The sequence below is a fragment of the Streptomyces sp. NPDC024632 genome (assembly GCF_055559175.1).
Genome location: NZ_JBVHLD010000021.1, coordinates 132,248 through 147,026, shown reverse-complemented (window position 1 = coordinate 147,026; position 14,779 = coordinate 132,248). Strand labels below are relative to the sequence as shown.

The window sequence follows — 14,779 nt, the reverse complement described above, 5'->3', positions numbered from 1 at the left end:
GGTCCGAGGGCGCACACCCGAGCGCATCGGGGTAGTCGGGGGAGCGTGTCACCGCGGCGCGCGCCGTCGCGGATCGCCGTGTGCCACGATCTCGTGCGCGTCGCCCGACCGCAACGCCTCCGGGCCGGCGTCCGGCGCCTCGGCCCCGCGCGCCCGCGCCGCGGCCCGCGACCTGCGTACTTCCCGCGCCTGCCGGGCGCCGGAGCGCTGGGTGACGGCCACGCAGACCAGTACGGCGAGCGCCGCGGGCAGTGTGGCGCGGCCCAGGTGCTCACCGAGCAGCGCGGCGGACCACACCAACGTCAGCACGGGCTGGGCGAGTTGGAGCTGGCTGGCCCTGGTCACCCCGATCGCCGCCATGCCGCGGTACCAGACCATCAGGCCGAGGAACTGCGACACCACCGAGACCCACACCAGCCCGCCGACCGACTCGCCGGTCAGCCGTACCGGCTCCAGCGACAGCGACACGACCGCGGCGGGCAGCGTGAGCGGCAGCGTACCGACCAGCGCCCAGCCGACCACCTGCCAGCCCGGCAGCACCGACGCCAGCCGCCCGCCCTCCACGTAACCGGCGGCGCAGACCAGCAGCGAGGCGAAGAGGAAGCCGTCCCCGGCGGTCGGCGCGCCGCCGCTCTCGCCGAGCGAGAAGGCGGTGACCACCGCCGCGCCCGCGACGGCCGCGATCCAGAACGTACGGGACGGCCGCGCACCGGTGCGCACGGCCGCGAGCACCGCGGTGCACAGCGGGAGCGCGCCGACGACGACGGCGGCGTGCGAGGTGTCGGTGGTGCGCAGCGCGAGGGTGGTCAGCAGCGGGAAGCCGATGACGACACCGCAGGCGACCACGGCCAGGCCCGCCCAGTGCTCCCGGTCCGGCACCTTCGCCCGGCCCGCCGCGAGGAAGGCCCCGGCGACCGCGGTGGCCAGGACCGCCCGGACCGTCACCGCGGACCAGGCGCCGAATCCGCTCAGCGCCCAGTGGGTGGAAGGGAAGGTGAGCGAAAAGGCGGCCACACCGAGACAGGCGAGCGCGGTGCCCGCGACCGCTACTGAGGTGCGGGGAGTAGCGCTATTCTTATCCTTCATGAATGACGATAGCAGTGCCAGTGCGCTGGCAGAATCCCTCCGAGGAGAGCTGGACCGCTTCTCACCGGGAGCGAAACTGCCGTCGAGCCGGGCCCTGGTCGAGCGGTTCGGGGTCAGCCCGGTGACGGTCTCGCGGGCGCTGGCGACGCTCGCCGCGCAGGGACTGGTCGTCACCCGGCCCGGCGCGGGCACCTACCGGGCCGCCGAGGGCGCGGCGACCACCACCGCCGTCGACACCTCCTGGCAGCAGGTCGCGCTCACCGCGGAGGACCCGGACGTGGCACCGCGCGTGGTCGACGCCTCCGGAGTGCTGGGCTGCCTGGTCGGCCCGCCGCAGGGCGTCATCCCCCTCAACGGCGGCTATCTGCACCCCGGCCTCCAGCCCGAGCGGGCGCTCGGCGCCGCGCTGGCCCGTGCCGCCCGCAGGCCCGGCGCCTGGGAACGGCCGCCGCTGGAAGGGCTCACCGCGCTGCGGAACTGGTTCGGCCGCGAGGCGGGAGTTCCGCCCGCCCAGGTGCTGATCACCTCCGGCGGGCAGGCCGCCCTCACCACGGCCCTGCGCGCGCTGGCCGCGCCGGGCTCCGCCGTACTCGTCGAATCGCCCACCTACCCCGGCGCGCTCTCCGCCGCCCGCGCCGCGGGGCTGCGGCCGGTGCCGGTCCCGCTCGACGCGGACGGCGTCCGGCCCGATCTGCTCGCCGACGCCTTCGAGGCCAGCGGCGCGCGGGTCTTCTTCTGCCAGCCGCTCTTCCAGAATCCGACCGGCGCGGTGCTCGCCGCCGGGCGCCGCCGCCAGGTGCTCGACATCGCGCGGGCGGCGGGCGCCTTCGTGGTCGAGGACGACTTCGCCCGGCGGCTCGGCCACGGCGACCCGCTGCCGCCGCCCCTGGTCGCCGAGGACCCGTACGGCACCGTCGTCCACTTCGCGTCGCTCACCAAGCCGACCTCGCCCAATCTGCGCGTCGGCGCGCTGATCGCCCGCGGCCCGGTGATGGAACGGCTGCGCGCGATCCAGGTGGTCGACAGCTTCTTCGTGCCCAGGCCCCTCCAGGAGGCGACCCTGGAGCTCGTCGGCGCGCCCTCCTGGCCGCGCCATCTGCGCGCCGTCACCGCCGCACTGCGCGAGCGGCGCGACGCCATGCTCGCCGCGCTCCGGCACCGCCTGCCGGAACTGGTCCCCGACCCGGTGCCCACCGGCGGCTACCACCTGTGGCTGCGGCTGCCCGACGGCACCGACGAGACCGCGCTGACCGGCGCCGCGCTCCGCGCGGGCGTGGCCGTCGCCCCCGGCCGTCCCTATTTCCCCGCCGAGTCGCCCGCCCCGTACATACGGATCACCTTCGCCTACACCACGGGCGCCGCCGAGATCACCGAAGGCGTCCGGCGCTTCGAGGTGGCGCTGCGCGAGACCGCCCCCGCGCTGTGAGCACCAGCCCTGTCGCGAAGCCCTTCCGCGCGCCGAGCACGCGCCCTTCCGCGCGCCCTGCCACACGTCGAACACTCGCCCCGTCACGCGCCGACGCCGCCCGCCCGCGAAGACCTCGGCAGGACCCGTGAGCGCGGCCCGGACCTGGGGATAGCCTTGCCCGCATGGATATCGCCGCTCCCCGCTTCCGCGCCGCCACCCCCGACGACGTCCCCGTCCTGGTCGGGCTGATCGAGTCCGCCTATCGCGGCGACGCGAGTCGCGCGGGGTGGACGACGGAGGCGGACATCCTTCAGGGGCAGCGGACCGACCCCGAGGGCGTGCTGGCCGTCATCGAAGGCGCGGACAGCAGGCTGACGGTGGTGGAGTCCGGCGACGAGGTGGTGGCCTGCTGCCAGCTCGAACACCGCGGCGACCACGCGTACTTCGGGATGTTCGCCGTACGGCCCGCGCTCCAGGGCGCCGGGCTCGGCAAGGTGATCCTCGCCGAGGCCGAACGGTTCGCCCGCGAGGAGTGGGACGTCGCCGAGCTGCACATGACGGTGATCTCGGTCCGCGAGGACCTGATCGCCTGGTACGTCCGCCGCGGCTACCAGCGCACCGGGCAGACCAGCCCCTTCCCGTACGGCGAGGAGCGCTTCGGGCTGCCGACCAGGGACGACCTGGAGTTCGAGCTGCTCACGAAGAAGCTGGTCTGAGACCCGGACGCCCGCCACCCGCCCCACCCGGTACCCGGCGCCCCGAACCCGGTCGCCCGGCGCCGGCCGTCACAGCCGTCCCGCCTCCGTGATCCGGCGCAGGAAGTCCCGCGTGCGCTGCTCGGCCGGGGCGCCGAACACCTCGGCGGGAGTGCCGCGCTCCAGGATCACGCCCGCGTCCAGGAAGCAGACCTGATCGGCGACATCGCGGGCGAACGCCATCTCATGGGTGGCGATCGCCATCGTCATGCCCTGCTCCTTCAGGTCGCGGACCACCGACAGCACCTCGCCGACGAGCTCCGGGTCGAGCGCGGCGGTCACCTCGTCGAGAAGCAGCAGCCGCGGCCTGGTCGCGACCGCCCGCAGGATCGCCACCCGCTGCTGCTGGCCGCCGCTGAGCCGGTCCGGATACTCCGCGGCCCGGTCGGCGAGCCCCAGCCGGGCCAGCAGCTCCCGCGCCCGCTCCTCCGCCTCGCCCCGCGGCACCCCGTGCACCCGGCGCGGCGCCAGCGTGATGTTGTCCAGCACCGTCATGTGCGGGAACAGGTTGTACGCCTGGAAGACGACGCCGATCCTGCGCCGTACCGCGTCCTGGTCGGCCCGCGGGTCGGTGATGTCCTCGCCGTCCAGGAAGATCGCGCCGTCGTCGATCTCCTCCAGCAGATTCGCGCAGCGCAGCAGCGTGGACTTCCCTGAGCCGGACGCGCCGATCAGCGCCGTGACCGTGTGCGCGGGCACGTCGAGCGCGATGTCCCGCAGAACGACGGAGGAGCCGTACGTCTTGCGGACCGACTCCAGCCGCAGCACGGGCGTGTCCCGGCTCCGGTCCGGATCGGCCAGGTCCCGCGCCTGGGGCGGTACGTCTTTGGCGAGCCGGTCCCCGCCCGTGCCGCTCATACGACGCCTCCCTGCGACTGCCGCCGGTTCATCCTGGCCGTCACCCAGTCGGTGAACCGCGTCATCGGGATGGTCAGCGCGACGAAGATCAGCCCCGCGACCACGTACGGCGTGTAGTTGAAGTCGCGGCTGGCGATGATCTGCGCCGCGTAGACGGCGTCCACGGCGCCCGCGATCGACACCAGGCCGGTGTCCTTCTGGAGCGACACCAGGTCGTTGAGCAGCGGCGGCACCACGCGGCGCACGGCCTGCGGCAGCACCACGTACCGCATCGTCTGCGCGCTGCTGAGGCCGAGCGAGCGGGCCGCGGCGCGCTGGCTCGGGTGGACGGTCTCGATCCCGGCCCTGAACACCTCGGCGACATAGGCGGTGTACGTCAGGCAGAGCGCCAGGCCGCCCAGGAGCACGGGGTCGTTGGTGACGCCGCTCAGCCGCAGCGCGGGCACGCCGAAGACCACCGCGAGCAGGCAGATGATCAGCGGCAGCCCGCGGAAGAAGTCCACGTACGCCGTCGCCAGGGCGCGCAGCGGGAAGAACACCGGGCCGCGCAGGGTGCGCACGACCGCCAGCAGCAGCCCCGCGACCAAGACGACGGCGCCGCACACCACCATCAGCCGCAGATTGAGCCAGAGGCCCTGGAGCACGTCCGGCAGCGCGAGCCGCGCGTAGTGCCCGTTGAGGAACGTCTCACGGGTGCGCTGCCAGCCGGGCGAACTGACGATCAGCCCGATCAGCACCCCGGCGGTCGCCAGGGTGCTGACGCTCGCCACTACCAGGGCGCGGCGGCCGCGGGCGCGTCGGTACAGCTCGCGCTCGATCCGCCGCGCGGACGGCTGGTACGTGTCGACCTGCGCGGGGTCGTCCCGCACGGTCATCCGAGCACCGGGGCGCCGACGGCGTCCGACAGCCACCGCTTCTCCAGGGCGGCCAGCGTCCCGTCGCCGTGCAGGGCGGTGACGGCCCGCGAGACGCACGCGGTCAGCTTGCTGCCCTTGTCGAGGACCAGCCCGAACTGCTCGGGCGAGGAGCCCGCCGCCGCGAACTGCCCGACCACCTTGGCGTCGGTGACCTCGGCCCCGGTGATGTAGAAGGCGGTCGGCAGGTCGACCACGATCCCGTCGACCTGGCCGTTCTTGAGCGCGGCCACGGCGAGGTCGTTGCGCTGGTAGACGGCGGGCTGCTTGGCGGGCTTCACCAGGTTGTCGATGACGTCCAGGCTGGTGGTGCCCACCTGGGCGCCGAGCTTGGCGTTCTTCAGGTCCGCGACGCTGTGCGCGTTCGCGATCTTCGAGGTCTTCAGCGCGACGACGGTCTGCCGTACGTCGTAGTAGCCGGGCGAGAAGTCGACGGCCTTCTTGCGCTCGTCGTTGATCGAAACCTGGTTGATGTCGAAATCGAAGTTCTTGGCACCGGGCGCGAACGCCTTGTTGAAGGCGACGGTCTGCCAGACGACCTGGTCCGGCGCGTAACCGAGCTGCTTGGCCACCGCGTACGCGACCGCCGACTCGTAACCCTTGCCGTTGGACGGCTTGTTGTCCGAGAACCACGGGTCGTACGCCGGATTGTCGGTGCCGACGGTGAGCTTGCCGGGGGTACGGGTGGCGAGCGTGCCGGGCGCGCACGACGCCGTGGTGGCGGTGGTGGTGCCGGTCGCACCGGCCGACGCCGCGGAGGACGAGGGACCGGCGTCGGTCGTGTCGTCCTGGGGCGAGCAGCCGGCCAGTGCGAGGGTGAGCAGGGCAGCCGCGGCGAGCGCGGCACGGCGCGGGGACAGCGAGATCGCGGGACGCATGGCGGGACCTTGGCACCGCGCGGGCGCGTCTGTCCACGCGATTCGGCCAGTTGTCCGGATGCCGGACCTTTGTGTCCGGCACATTGCGCGGAGCCGCGGGACCGCGGCGCGCCGGGATGACGCCGGTACGGGACCGCGGCGCTACGCGATGGCCGGTTCCTCGGGGAGGTCGGTGGCGGCGCCGTCCAGCCGCAGTGCGCGGGCCAGGGCCCACTCCTGCGCGGTGTTGACGGTCCAGGCCATGACGGCGATGCCCGCGGCCTGGCAGCGCTCGACGACGTCCAGGTTCACCTGCCGCAGTTCCAGGCTGACCAGGCGGGCGCCCACCGCCTGGGCGCGGGTGACGATCTCCGGGCCGAGGTCGCTGGCGACCAGCACTGTGCGCACGTCGGGCAGCAGCGTACGGATCTCGGCCAGCGCCTCGTCGTGGAAGGACAGCACACTGACCCGGTCGGTCGCGCCGTGCGCGCTCAGGGTGTCGGCCAGCGCGCGGGCCGCCGCCACGTCCTTGATCTCGGCCTGGATCGGCCGGCCGACCGCTTCGAGGACCTCCTCGAAGACCGGTACGCGCTCGCCGAGCCCGGCGTCCAGGCCGCGGATCTCGTCCAGCGTGAGGTCGCGGACCAGGCCGGCGCCGTCGGTGGTGCGGTCGACGTCGGCGTCGTGCATGACGATCAGCGCGCCGTCCTTGCTGAGGTGCAGATCCAGCTCGATCTGGTCCAGGCCCGCCTTTTCGGCTCGGCGGAAGGAGCGCAGGGTGTTCTCCGGCTCGACGCCCATGACCCCGCGGTGGCCGACGGTGAGGAAGCTCATACCGGCACCCTAGCGAGACCGCGCGACGGCGGGCCGAACACGCCGTGACGACTCGGGACCGCGTGCTCAAGCGGCCCCTATGCGCAAGTTTTTTTGACCCATCCCGGCAGACGACAGGAAGAACAGCGGCCTGTCGACCATCAGGCAGGACAATCTCCACCGGCTCCCCTTGATGGATCAACAAGGTCACGGATACGGTGTCCGGACGACAGTTTCTTTTGTGGAGGAGGGGTCATGGGCGAAGTTCTTTCGGCGAAGGTGGCGGACGGCGGCGGTACATCCGGCGTGGGCATCGTCGGCCACCCCGCGTGGGCGGTGCTGAAGCAGGCCGTCGAAGCCATCAGGCCCTGGCAGCGCAAGGACGGCTCCATCGACTTCGAGGCCGAGGGCGCGCCCAGCAAGGACGACGCCGAGCGGACCGTGCGCCGGGTGACCGAGTCGGTCGAACAGCTCTCCCCGCTCCTCCCGCACGACGCCGAGTACCACCGCGCCCTGGTCGCCGACCTGCGCCGCTGGTCCGACGACGGCTTCGGCGTCCCGGACTTCCTCGACTCGCTGCTCGCCTTCCAGCCCGCGGCCGACCGCCGCGACGGCCTGCCGCACCTGGTCGTCTTCCCGATGTACACGCAGAACGGCAACCCGGACCGCAATCTGGAGGCTGTCGCCCTGCGCGTCGTCTGGCCCGACTGGCTGGCCGAGCTGGAGCGCAATCGGTACGACAACCCGCTGTTCGTACCGATCACCTTCGAGGACTTCACTCCCGGCTACGACACCAACTCCGCGGTGCTCTTCCCGGAGACCGTCGCCGTCCGAGAGGCCCCCGAGCGCTGGACCTGGGGCGCGATCTTCTGCGACCGCGAGGCCGCCCGCTTCCGCGCGGTGACCGCCGCCGCGGTCGACACCCTCGGCCTGGAACTGCCCGAGGAAGCGGCCCGGCTGATCGCCGACCAGGACCTGGCGCAGCAGACGTACGTCCTGTGGGACATGATCCACGACCGCACGCACAGCCACGGCGACCTGCCGTTCGACCCGTTCATGATCAAGCAGCGCGCGCCGTTCTGGATGTACGGGCTGGAGGAGCTGCGCTGCGACCTGACCACGTTCAGGGAGGCCGTGAAGCTCCAGGCCGAGGGCCACCCGATGGGCCTGGGCGTGCAGTACGCGATCCTCTTCGACCGGCTCTTCCGCTTCCCGGTCACCGGTGAACGCGTCCGCAACTACGACGGACTCGGCGGACAGCTCCTCTTCGCGTACCTGCACAAGCACGACGCCGTACGCTGGACAGACAACACCCTGCACATCGACTGGGAGCGCGCACCGCAGGTCACCAACCAGCTCTGCGCCGAGATCGAGACGCTCTACCGGGACGGCATCGACCGGCCCAAGCTCGTGCACTGGTTCGCCGCCTACGACCTGGTCGCCAGCTACCTCTCCCCGCATCCCGGCTCGGTCTGGGCGAAGGGCCCCGACGCCCTCGACCTGTCCCAGCCCCCGCGCAAACTCGTGGACGACGTGCTGGCGGACGAGTTTCCGCTCAGCATGTTCTACGAGGCCCTTGCGAAGAAGCTGCGGACGGTGATCACCTCGACCAAGGGAATCACCGGCGAGAGCTCACTTCGGGGCGCCGCGTGACCGGTGCGGCCGAGGAGGCGGACATGACGACCGACACGTACACGGGTGGTCTCGACGGAGCGGTGATCGCCGTGGCGGGCGCGGGCGGCCCCGCGGGGCGGGCGGTACTGCAACGGCTCGCGCGCGAGGGCGGCCATGTGATCGCCGCCGACGCCGACCCCGAGCGGCTGGCCGAGGCCGTCGACGCGGCGCGCTACGACGCGGGCGGCGCTGACATCACCGGCGAGATCGTCGACCTGCTCGACCTGGAGGCGACCCAGGACTGGGCCGGCCGGATCGAGAAGGACCACGGCAGGGTCGACGGCCTGGTCCACCTCGTGGGCGGCTGGCGCGGCTCCGCGTCCTTCCCCGAGACCGACCTCGGCGACTGGGACGTGCTGCACAAGCTGCTGATCCGTACCGTGCAGAACACCTCGCTCGCCTTCCACGACGGCCTCATGCGCAGCCACGGCGGCCGGTACGTGCTGATCAGCGCGTCCGGCGCCACCACGCCGACCGCGGGCAACGCCGCCTACTCCGCGGCCAAGGCCGCGGCCGAGGCGTGGACGCTCGCGCTGGGCGACTCCTTCCGCAAGCTCGGCGGCGCCGACGGACCCACGGCGGCGGCCACTGTGCTGGTGATCAAGGCGTTGGTGCACGATGAGATGCGGGCCACGCGCCCGAACGCCAAATTCGCCGGCTTCACCGACGTGCGCGACCTCGCCGAGGCCATCGCGGACGTCTGGGACCAGAGCCCTACGGAAGTGAACGGGACCCGACAGTGGCTGACGCCCCGACCGTGACAGAACAGCTCGCCAGCGACGCCGTGCGCCGCCACGACCCGCAGGTGCGCGGCTTCGCCAGTGACAACTACGCCGGGGTGCACCCGGAGATCCTCACCGCGCTCGCCCTCGCCAACGGCGGCCATCAGCCCGCCTACGGCGGGGACGAGTACACCGGCCACCTCCAGGAGGTCTTCCGCGGCCACTTCGGCCCGCGCGCGGAGGTCTTCCCGGTCTTCAACGGCACCGGCGCCAACGTGACGGCGCTCCAGGCCGTCACCGAGCGCTGGGGCGCGGTGATCTGCGCCGAGTCCGCGCACATCCACGTGGACGAGTGCGGCGCCCCCGAGCGGGTCGGCGGCCTGAAGCTGCTCACCGTCCCGACCCCGGACGGCAAGCTCACCCCCGAGCTGATCGACCGGCAGGCGTACGGCTTCTCCGACGAGCACCGGGCCCAGCCGCAGGTCGTCTCGATCACCCAGACCACCGAACTGGGTACCTGCTACACGCCCGAGGAGATCAAGGCGATCTGCGACCACGCGCACCAGCTCGGCATGGCCGTGCACCTGGACGGCGCGCGGATCGCCAACGCGGCGGCCGGCCTCGACGTGCCGCTGGCCCGCTTCACCACCGAGGCGGGCGTGGACATCCTCTCCTTCGGCGGCACCAAGAACGGCCTGCTGCTCGGCGAGTGCGTGGTCGTCCTCAGCCCCGAGCGGGTGCGCGCCATCGACTACCTGCGCAAGCTGTCGATGCAGCTCGCCTCCAAGATGCGGTTCGTCTCCGTGCAGTTCGAGGCGCTGCTCTCGGGCGACCTGTGGCTGCGCAGCGCCGCCCACGCCAACGCGATGGCCCGCCGCCTGGAGCAGGCCGTACAGGGCGTGGAGGGGGTCACCGTGCTGCGGCCCGTGCAGTCCAATGCCGTCTTCGCCCTGCTGCCGCGCGAGGTCAGCGAGCGGCTGCAGAAGCGTTACCGCTTCTACTTCTGGGACGAGTCGACGGGCGAGGTCCGCTGGATGTGCTCCTTCGACACGACCGAGTCGGACGTGGACGGCTTCGCCGCCGCGCTCGAGGAGGAGATGCGGGCCTAGGGCCTGTCCGGCGGCCCGGAGTCGGCCGCATGAGTATGCGGTTGGCGGTAATTCGATTGATCGAGTGGTCGGCGGTTTCCTAGGCTCCCGCACATGGAGCTGATCCTGGAGACCGCCGACCTCTCGGCCTATACGGCCGCCGACGACGTCATCGACCACGGCCACCCGCGAGTGCGCGACACCGCGGCCGCGCTGCTGGCCCGTACCACCGGACCGCATGACTATGCGCGGGCCGCCTTCGTATTCGTCCGCGACACGATCCCGCACTCCTTCGACTCCGGCGACGACCGCGTCACCTGGCGGGCCTCCGACGTGCTGGAGCAGCGCACCGGCATCTGCTACGCCAAGTCGCACGCGCTGACGGCGCTGCTGCGCGCCGCGTCCATCCCCGCCGGGCTCTGCTACCAGCGGCTCACCGACGACGACGGTACGGACCCGGTGGTCCACGGCCTGATCGCCCTGCTGCTGCCGGGGCGCGGCCACTGGTCACGGCTGGACGCGCGCGGCAACAAACCCGGCGTCGACGCGCGCTTCTCGCTGGACGAGGAACGGCTCGCGTGGGCGGCGCGCCCGGAGATCGGCGAGGCCGACTATCCGCTCGTGCACGCGGCGCCGCCCACGGCCGTACTGGAGGCCCTGCGCGGCGCACGCGACCGGTCGGAACTGGCCAGGACGCTGCCCACCGAACTGCCGTGAGGGCGCCGTCGCGTCCCGCGTCCCGCGTCCGGAGGGGTCCCGCGTCCCGCGTCCGGTTGGGGTCCCGCGCCCGCGTCCGGAGGGTTCCGCCTCAGCTCGGCTGGGGCTGCTGCTCGCGGTCCCTGGCCGCCGCTTCCTCCGGCGTCGGGGCGGTGCCGCCCAGATGCGCGGGCAGCCACCAGCGGTCGGCGGGGCCCGAGGGCCTGCCCGGATACGTACGCTGCGCGTCGTCCAGCAGCTCCTGCACCCGCAGCCGCAGCCGCCGGGTGAGCGCGCCCGCCTTCTCGTTCTCCTGCGGGCGCATCTGCTCGCCGATCCGCAGCGTGATCGGGAACTTGCTGCGGCCCAGATTGCGCGGGTGCCCCTTCGTCCACAGCCGCTGAGTGCCCCACAGCGCCATCGGCAGCAGCGGCACACCGGCCTCCATCGCCAGCCGGGCCGCACCCGACTTGAACGACTTCAACGTGAACGACTGCGAGATGGTCGCCTCGGGGAAGACTCCGATGATCTCACCGCCGCGCAGGGCGTCCAGGGCGTGCGCGTACGCGTGCATGCCCTCGGAGCGGTCCACCGGAATGTGCTTCATGGCGCGCATCAGCGGACCCGACACCTTGTGCCGGAAAACCGATTCCTTCGCCATGAAGCGCACCAGGCGCTTGGCGGGCAGCGTCGTCAGACCGCAGAAGACGAAGTCCAGATAGCCGATGTGGTTGCTGACGAGCAGGGCGCCGCCTTGGCGGGGGACGTTCTCGGTGCCCCGGATGTCGAATTTGAGCCCCTGCACCTTGAACATGGTGCGGGCACAAGCGATCACCGGTGGGTAGACGAGTTCGGCCATGTCGGGGCACCTGCTCTCTCCGGGGCGGCGCTCCCGGCGGAAGTTACGCGCCCGTAAGTTGTTCGGCCGCTGAGCGATGGTGCCCCGCCGGCGGGCCCCCTGTCATCCCGGGGACCGGTGCCAAGGCGAGATTCTTCTCACGACCTGCGGCGGAACCCATCAGGCTGCTGCCCGTTTCAGCAGCAGATACACCTCGCACCCCAGGCAGTAGGCGAAAGCGGCGTTGAGGAAGGCGGCGGCGAGCGCGCACGCGGTGGCCGCCAGACCCAGCCACTGCGGGCCCACCAGATAGCCGATGACACCGATCACGGAGAAGCCGAAACCCACCGCCTGCGCGAACCGCGGCGGGGCCGCGTCCTCGGTGCCGGGCGGCGGCCCCAGCCTGGGCCGCACCAGGGTGCGGAAAACCCAGCCGTACGGCGAATTCTGCACTCCGGCCACCGCTCCCACGGCGAAGACCGCGGCCTGAACGGCCAGCAGCCAGCCGCTGCCGGTGATCAGCACGACCGCCAGCACCACCGTGGTCAGGGACGCACCGAAGCGGGGCCCTCGTACATCGATCTCCATGACTGAAATAATGGCCGACCAGCGACGGAACGCGACCGCGGGAATCATTGCGTTCGCATGAACGCTGCACGGATCGGAAAGACGCGGGGCGGGAAGCCGCCGGACGTACGACCGTGTATGTGACCGGACGTATGACCGGGCGTATGAGACGTACGAGATGTGTGAGCGGACGAGGAGCACGGCGTTGACGGGACTGGTGGTCTGCCTGGCCGTACTGCTGGCCGCGAGCGCCTACGGGCTGGTGCACCGGCGCAGGGACGGGAGAATCCGGGTGCGGACGAAGGACGGCGACGAGCGGCTGACGGCCGCTGACCTCGGCGGGCCGCTGGGGGAGCGCGCCACCCTGGTGCAGTTCTCCAGCGCCTTCTGCGCGCCCTGCCGGGCCACCCGGCGCGTGCTCGACGAGGTGGCGGGCATGGTGGACGGCGTCCGGCACGTCGAGATCGACGCCGAGGCGCACCTGGAGCTGGTCAGGCGGCTGAGCGTCCTCAAGACCCCGACCGTGTTCGTCCTCGACGCGGACGGCGCGATCGTGCGCAGGGCCGCCGGTCAGCCGCGCAAGGCGGACGTGATCGCCGCGCTGGGCGCGGCTGTCTGACGAGCCGGGCGGGCCGGCCGATCTGAGGGGCTGTCAGCCTCCGGGGGAGCGCGGTGTGACGGAAATTCCATATTCCGGGCGGGTCTTGACGTGACCCCGTCCGAATCGTCACTCTGACGTTATGTCGCAGGACCACTTTCTGTACGCGTATCTGTACGCGCGCGCCGATGTCGACTTCGGTCGGCACTCCAGCGCGCGTTGTCCGAGCTGCTGAGCGCCCACGACCCGCACTCCGCCGCTCGACCGCTTCAGAAGGATCTGACCGTGACTGCCATCAGCGATCACCCCGCCGCCTTTGACTCCTCGGCCTTCGACCCCGCGCCCGGCCCCGCTCTCGACCCCGCCGTCTTCCGTTCGGTCTTCCGCCGCCACGCGGCCGGAGTCGCCGTGATCACCGCCGCGGGCCCCGATCCCGTCGGCTTCACCGCCACCTCCCTGACCTCGGTGTCCGCCGAGCCGCCGCTGCTCTCCTTCGGCATCAGCCTGGGGTCGTCGAGCTGGCCGACCGTCGCCGAGGCGTCGTTCGTCGGCGTCCACATACTCGGCGAGCACCAGGAAGTGCTGGCCGGCACGTTCGCCCGCAGCGGCGCCGACCGCTTCGGCCCCGCCACCGCCTGGGCGTCCGGCCCGCACGGCGTGCCGCTGCTCGACGAGGTACCGGCCTGGCTGGTGTGCCGCGTCGTGGCGCGCATCCCGGCGGGCGACCACCGGATCGTCATCGCCCAGGCCGTCGCCGGCGACCCCCAGGGTCCCGGCCGCCCGCTCCTCTACCACCAGGGCGGCTTCAACTCACTCGGCCACTGACCGCGGCGGCGTCGGCCACATCACAGTTCAAGGTCCTTGCTAACGGGGAACCAGCTCTGTGTACTGGCGAGTAATATTTCTGTCGGGGCAGTTGCTGCGTCCCGGCGGGGAGCCGCCGCCGCGGACGCCTATGCTGCCATTCCGGGGCGGATTCCGGGGCAGTTGGACGAAGACGTTGCAACGATGCAGTAGGTAGGAGAGCTGGCGTGAGTTTGAGGATCGTAGTCGCAGTGAAGTACGTGCCCGATGCCACGGGCGACCGTCACTTCGCCGAGGACCTGACCACTGACCGCGACGCGGTGGACGGCCTGCTCTCCGAGCTGGACGAGTACGCGGTCGAGCAGGCGCTGCAGATCGCCGACGCGGCGGACGACGCGGAGATCACGGTGCTGACCGTGGGTCCCGAGGACGCGAAGGACGCGTTGCGCAAGGCGCTGTCGATGGGCGCGGACAAGGCGATCCACGTCGAGGACGACGGCCTGCACGGCACGGACATCCTCGGCACGTCGCTGGTGCTCGCCAAGGCCATCGAGCGCGCGGGCTTCGACCTCGTCGTGACCGGCATGGCCTCGACCGACGGCACCGCGGGCGTGGTGCCCGCGCTGCTGGCCGAGCGGCTGGGCGTGCCGCAGGTGACGTTCCTGTCCGAGGTGTCGGTCGAGGACGGCAAGGTGACCGGCCGCCGCGACGGCGACGCGGCCAGCGAGCGGCTGGAGGCGTCGCTTCCGGCGCTGGTCTCGGTGACCGACCAGTCGGGCGAGGCCCGTTACCCCTCGTTCAAGGGGATCATGGCGGCGAAGAAGAAGCCGGTGGAGGCCCTGGACCTGTCGGATCTGGGTCTGGACGCGGCCGAGGTGGGCCTGGCCGGAGCGTGGACGGCCGTCGAGGACGCCACGCAGCGTCCGGCGCGGACGGCGGGCACGATCGTGAAGGACGAGGGCGAGGGCGGCAAGCAGCTCGCGGAGTACCTGGCGAGCCAGAAGTTCATCTGACCGGATGCCGGGCGCCCTCCCGGACGCTGTCCCGGGCCCGCCTCCGGCCGTTCCGGTCCGTATCCGCCCCGTCAAACTTTTTCGTAGG

Annotated in this window: 15 protein-coding genes and 1 pseudogene; 9 read left to right on the top strand and 7 right to left on the bottom strand. The window is 72.1% G+C overall.

Annotated elements, in window-relative coordinates:
- Positions 1-201: 201 nt before the first annotated feature.
- Positions 202-1,086: pseudogene (locus ACZ37P_RS33425) on the bottom strand (DMT family transporter); the annotation flags it as partial.
- Between ACZ37P_RS33425 and ACZ37P_RS33420 the strand changes: the two are divergent.
- Both ACZ37P_RS33420 and ACZ37P_RS33415 read left to right on the top strand, forming a co-directional pair.
- A complete protein-coding gene (locus tag ACZ37P_RS33420; protein ID WP_467350133.1) occupies positions 1,085-2,512 on the top strand; it encodes an aminotransferase-like domain-containing protein in 1,428 nt (475 codons plus the stop codon). The pseudogene ACZ37P_RS33425 and the gene ACZ37P_RS33420 sit on opposite strands and share 2 nt — an antisense overlap.
- A gap of 164 nt (positions 2,513-2,676) precedes the next feature.
- Positions 2,677-3,210 carry a GNAT family N-acetyltransferase gene (locus ACZ37P_RS33415; RefSeq protein WP_355343786.1) on the top strand — a complete coding sequence of 178 codons (534 nt, stop codon included), beginning with the start codon at positions 2,677-2,679 and terminating at the stop codon, positions 3,208-3,210.
- 69 nt (positions 3,211-3,279) lie between these two features.
- On the opposite strand, the gene ACZ37P_RS33410 is transcribed toward ACZ37P_RS33415, so the two are convergent.
- The 4 genes from ACZ37P_RS33410 to ACZ37P_RS33395 all read right to left on the bottom strand — a co-directional run bounded on the left by ACZ37P_RS33410 (position 3,280) and on the right by ACZ37P_RS33395 (position 6,712).
- Positions 3,280-4,107, bottom strand: a complete 828-nt coding sequence (locus ACZ37P_RS33410) for an amino acid ABC transporter ATP-binding protein (protein ID WP_391050230.1) — start codon at positions 4,105-4,107, stop codon at positions 3,280-3,282.
- Positions 4,104-4,982 (bottom strand): amino acid ABC transporter permease, encoded by an 879-nt coding sequence (locus ACZ37P_RS33405; RefSeq protein ID WP_355343789.1) that lies wholly within the window; start codon positions 4,980-4,982, stop codon positions 4,104-4,106. The genes ACZ37P_RS33410 and ACZ37P_RS33405 overlap by 4 nt, the downstream gene beginning before the upstream one ends.
- Positions 4,979-5,899 (bottom strand): ABC transporter substrate-binding protein, encoded by a 921-nt coding sequence (locus ACZ37P_RS33400; RefSeq protein WP_391164114.1) that lies wholly within the window; start codon positions 5,897-5,899, stop codon positions 4,979-4,981. The genes ACZ37P_RS33405 and ACZ37P_RS33400 overlap by 4 nt, the downstream gene beginning before the upstream one ends.
- Positions 5,900-6,040: 141 nt before the next feature.
- Positions 6,041-6,712 carry a glycerophosphodiester phosphodiesterase gene (locus tag ACZ37P_RS33395; protein WP_355343795.1) on the bottom strand — a complete coding sequence of 224 codons (672 nt, stop codon included), beginning with the start codon at positions 6,710-6,712 and terminating at the stop codon, positions 6,041-6,043.
- A 234-nt stretch (positions 6,713-6,946) separates the two neighbouring features.
- Here ACZ37P_RS33395 and ACZ37P_RS33390 point away from each other — a divergent pair, with 234 nt between their 5' ends.
- The 4 genes from ACZ37P_RS33390 (at position 6,947) to ACZ37P_RS33375 (ending at position 10,892) form a co-directional block, all read left to right on the top strand.
- Positions 6,947-8,344, top strand: coding sequence for a DUF6421 family protein (locus ACZ37P_RS33390; protein ID WP_355343798.1), 1,398 nt, complete (start codon positions 6,947-6,949; stop codon positions 8,342-8,344).
- A 23-nt stretch (positions 8,345-8,367) separates the two neighbouring features.
- Positions 8,368-9,126, top strand: a complete 759-nt coding sequence (locus ACZ37P_RS33385; protein ID WP_355343801.1) for an SDR family oxidoreductase — start codon at positions 8,368-8,370, stop codon at positions 9,124-9,126.
- Positions 9,105-10,196: a threonine aldolase family protein gene (locus ACZ37P_RS33380; protein ID WP_467350132.1), complete on the top strand. Its 1,092-nt coding sequence runs from the start codon at positions 9,105-9,107 to the stop codon at positions 10,194-10,196. The genes ACZ37P_RS33385 and ACZ37P_RS33380 overlap by 22 nt, the downstream gene beginning before the upstream one ends.
- Positions 10,197-10,289: 93 nt before the next feature.
- Entirely contained in the window at positions 10,290-10,892 is a 603-nt protein-coding gene (locus ACZ37P_RS33375; RefSeq protein WP_401314023.1) for a transglutaminase-like domain-containing protein, read from the top strand.
- 91 nt (positions 10,893-10,983) lie between these two features.
- Here ACZ37P_RS33375 and ACZ37P_RS33370 read toward each other — a convergent pair whose 3' ends face one another.
- Together ACZ37P_RS33370 and ACZ37P_RS33365 are read right to left on the bottom strand one after the other, a co-directional pair.
- Complete coding sequence (locus ACZ37P_RS33370; protein WP_355343810.1) at positions 10,984-11,730, bottom strand: lysophospholipid acyltransferase family protein; 747 nt, start codon at positions 11,728-11,730, stop codon at positions 10,984-10,986.
- Between the two features lie 159 nt (positions 11,731-11,889).
- Complete coding sequence (locus tag ACZ37P_RS33365) at positions 11,890-12,297, bottom strand: DUF4395 domain-containing protein (protein ID WP_355343813.1); 408 nt, start codon at positions 12,295-12,297, stop codon at positions 11,890-11,892.
- Between the two features lie 184 nt (positions 12,298-12,481).
- On the opposite strand from ACZ37P_RS33365, the gene ACZ37P_RS33360 reads away from it, so the two are divergent.
- From ACZ37P_RS33360 to ACZ37P_RS33350, 3 genes are all read left to right on the top strand, one after another.
- A complete protein-coding gene (locus tag ACZ37P_RS33360; protein WP_391050214.1) occupies positions 12,482-12,895 on the top strand; it encodes a TlpA family protein disulfide reductase in 414 nt (137 codons plus the stop codon).
- 273 nt (positions 12,896-13,168) lie between these two features.
- On the top strand, positions 13,169-13,699 hold the full coding sequence (locus ACZ37P_RS33355) for a flavin reductase family protein (RefSeq protein WP_391119284.1): 531 nt from the start codon (positions 13,169-13,171) through the stop codon (positions 13,697-13,699).
- A 206-nt stretch (positions 13,700-13,905) separates the two neighbouring features.
- Positions 13,906-14,691, top strand: coding sequence for an electron transfer flavoprotein subunit beta/FixA family protein (locus ACZ37P_RS33350; protein ID WP_355343822.1), 786 nt, complete (start codon positions 13,906-13,908; stop codon positions 14,689-14,691).
- Positions 14,692-14,779 lie beyond the last annotated feature (88 nt).

Coding starts and splice junctions, on each gene's coding strand:
- ACZ37P_RS33420 (WP_467350133.1), top strand. CDS start 1,085: ATGAATGACGATAGCAGTGCCAGTGCGCTGGCAGAATCCCTCCGAGGA.
- ACZ37P_RS33415 (WP_355343786.1), top strand. CDS start 2,677: ATGGATATCGCCGCTCCCCGCTTCCGCGCCGCCACCCCCGACGACGTC.
- ACZ37P_RS33410 (WP_391050230.1), bottom strand. CDS start 4,107: ATGAGCGGCACGGGCGGGGACCGGCTCGCCAAAGACGTACCGCCCCAG.
- ACZ37P_RS33405 (WP_355343789.1), bottom strand. CDS start 4,982: ATGACCGTGCGGGACGACCCCGCGCAGGTCGACACGTACCAGCCGTCC.
- ACZ37P_RS33400 (WP_391164114.1), bottom strand. CDS start 5,899: ATGCGTCCCGCGATCTCGCTGTCCCCGCGCCGTGCCGCGCTCGCCGCG.
- ACZ37P_RS33395 (WP_355343795.1), bottom strand. CDS start 6,712: ATGAGCTTCCTCACCGTCGGCCACCGCGGGGTCATGGGCGTCGAGCCG.
- ACZ37P_RS33390 (WP_355343798.1), top strand. CDS start 6,947: ATGGGCGAAGTTCTTTCGGCGAAGGTGGCGGACGGCGGCGGTACATCC.
- ACZ37P_RS33385 (WP_355343801.1), top strand. CDS start 8,368: ATGACGACCGACACGTACACGGGTGGTCTCGACGGAGCGGTGATCGCC.
- ACZ37P_RS33375 (WP_401314023.1), top strand. CDS start 10,290: ATGGAGCTGATCCTGGAGACCGCCGACCTCTCGGCCTATACGGCCGCC.
- ACZ37P_RS33370 (WP_355343810.1), bottom strand. CDS start 11,730: ATGGCCGAACTCGTCTACCCACCGGTGATCGCTTGTGCCCGCACCATG.
- ACZ37P_RS33365 (WP_355343813.1), bottom strand. CDS start 12,297: ATGGAGATCGATGTACGAGGGCCCCGCTTCGGTGCGTCCCTGACCACG.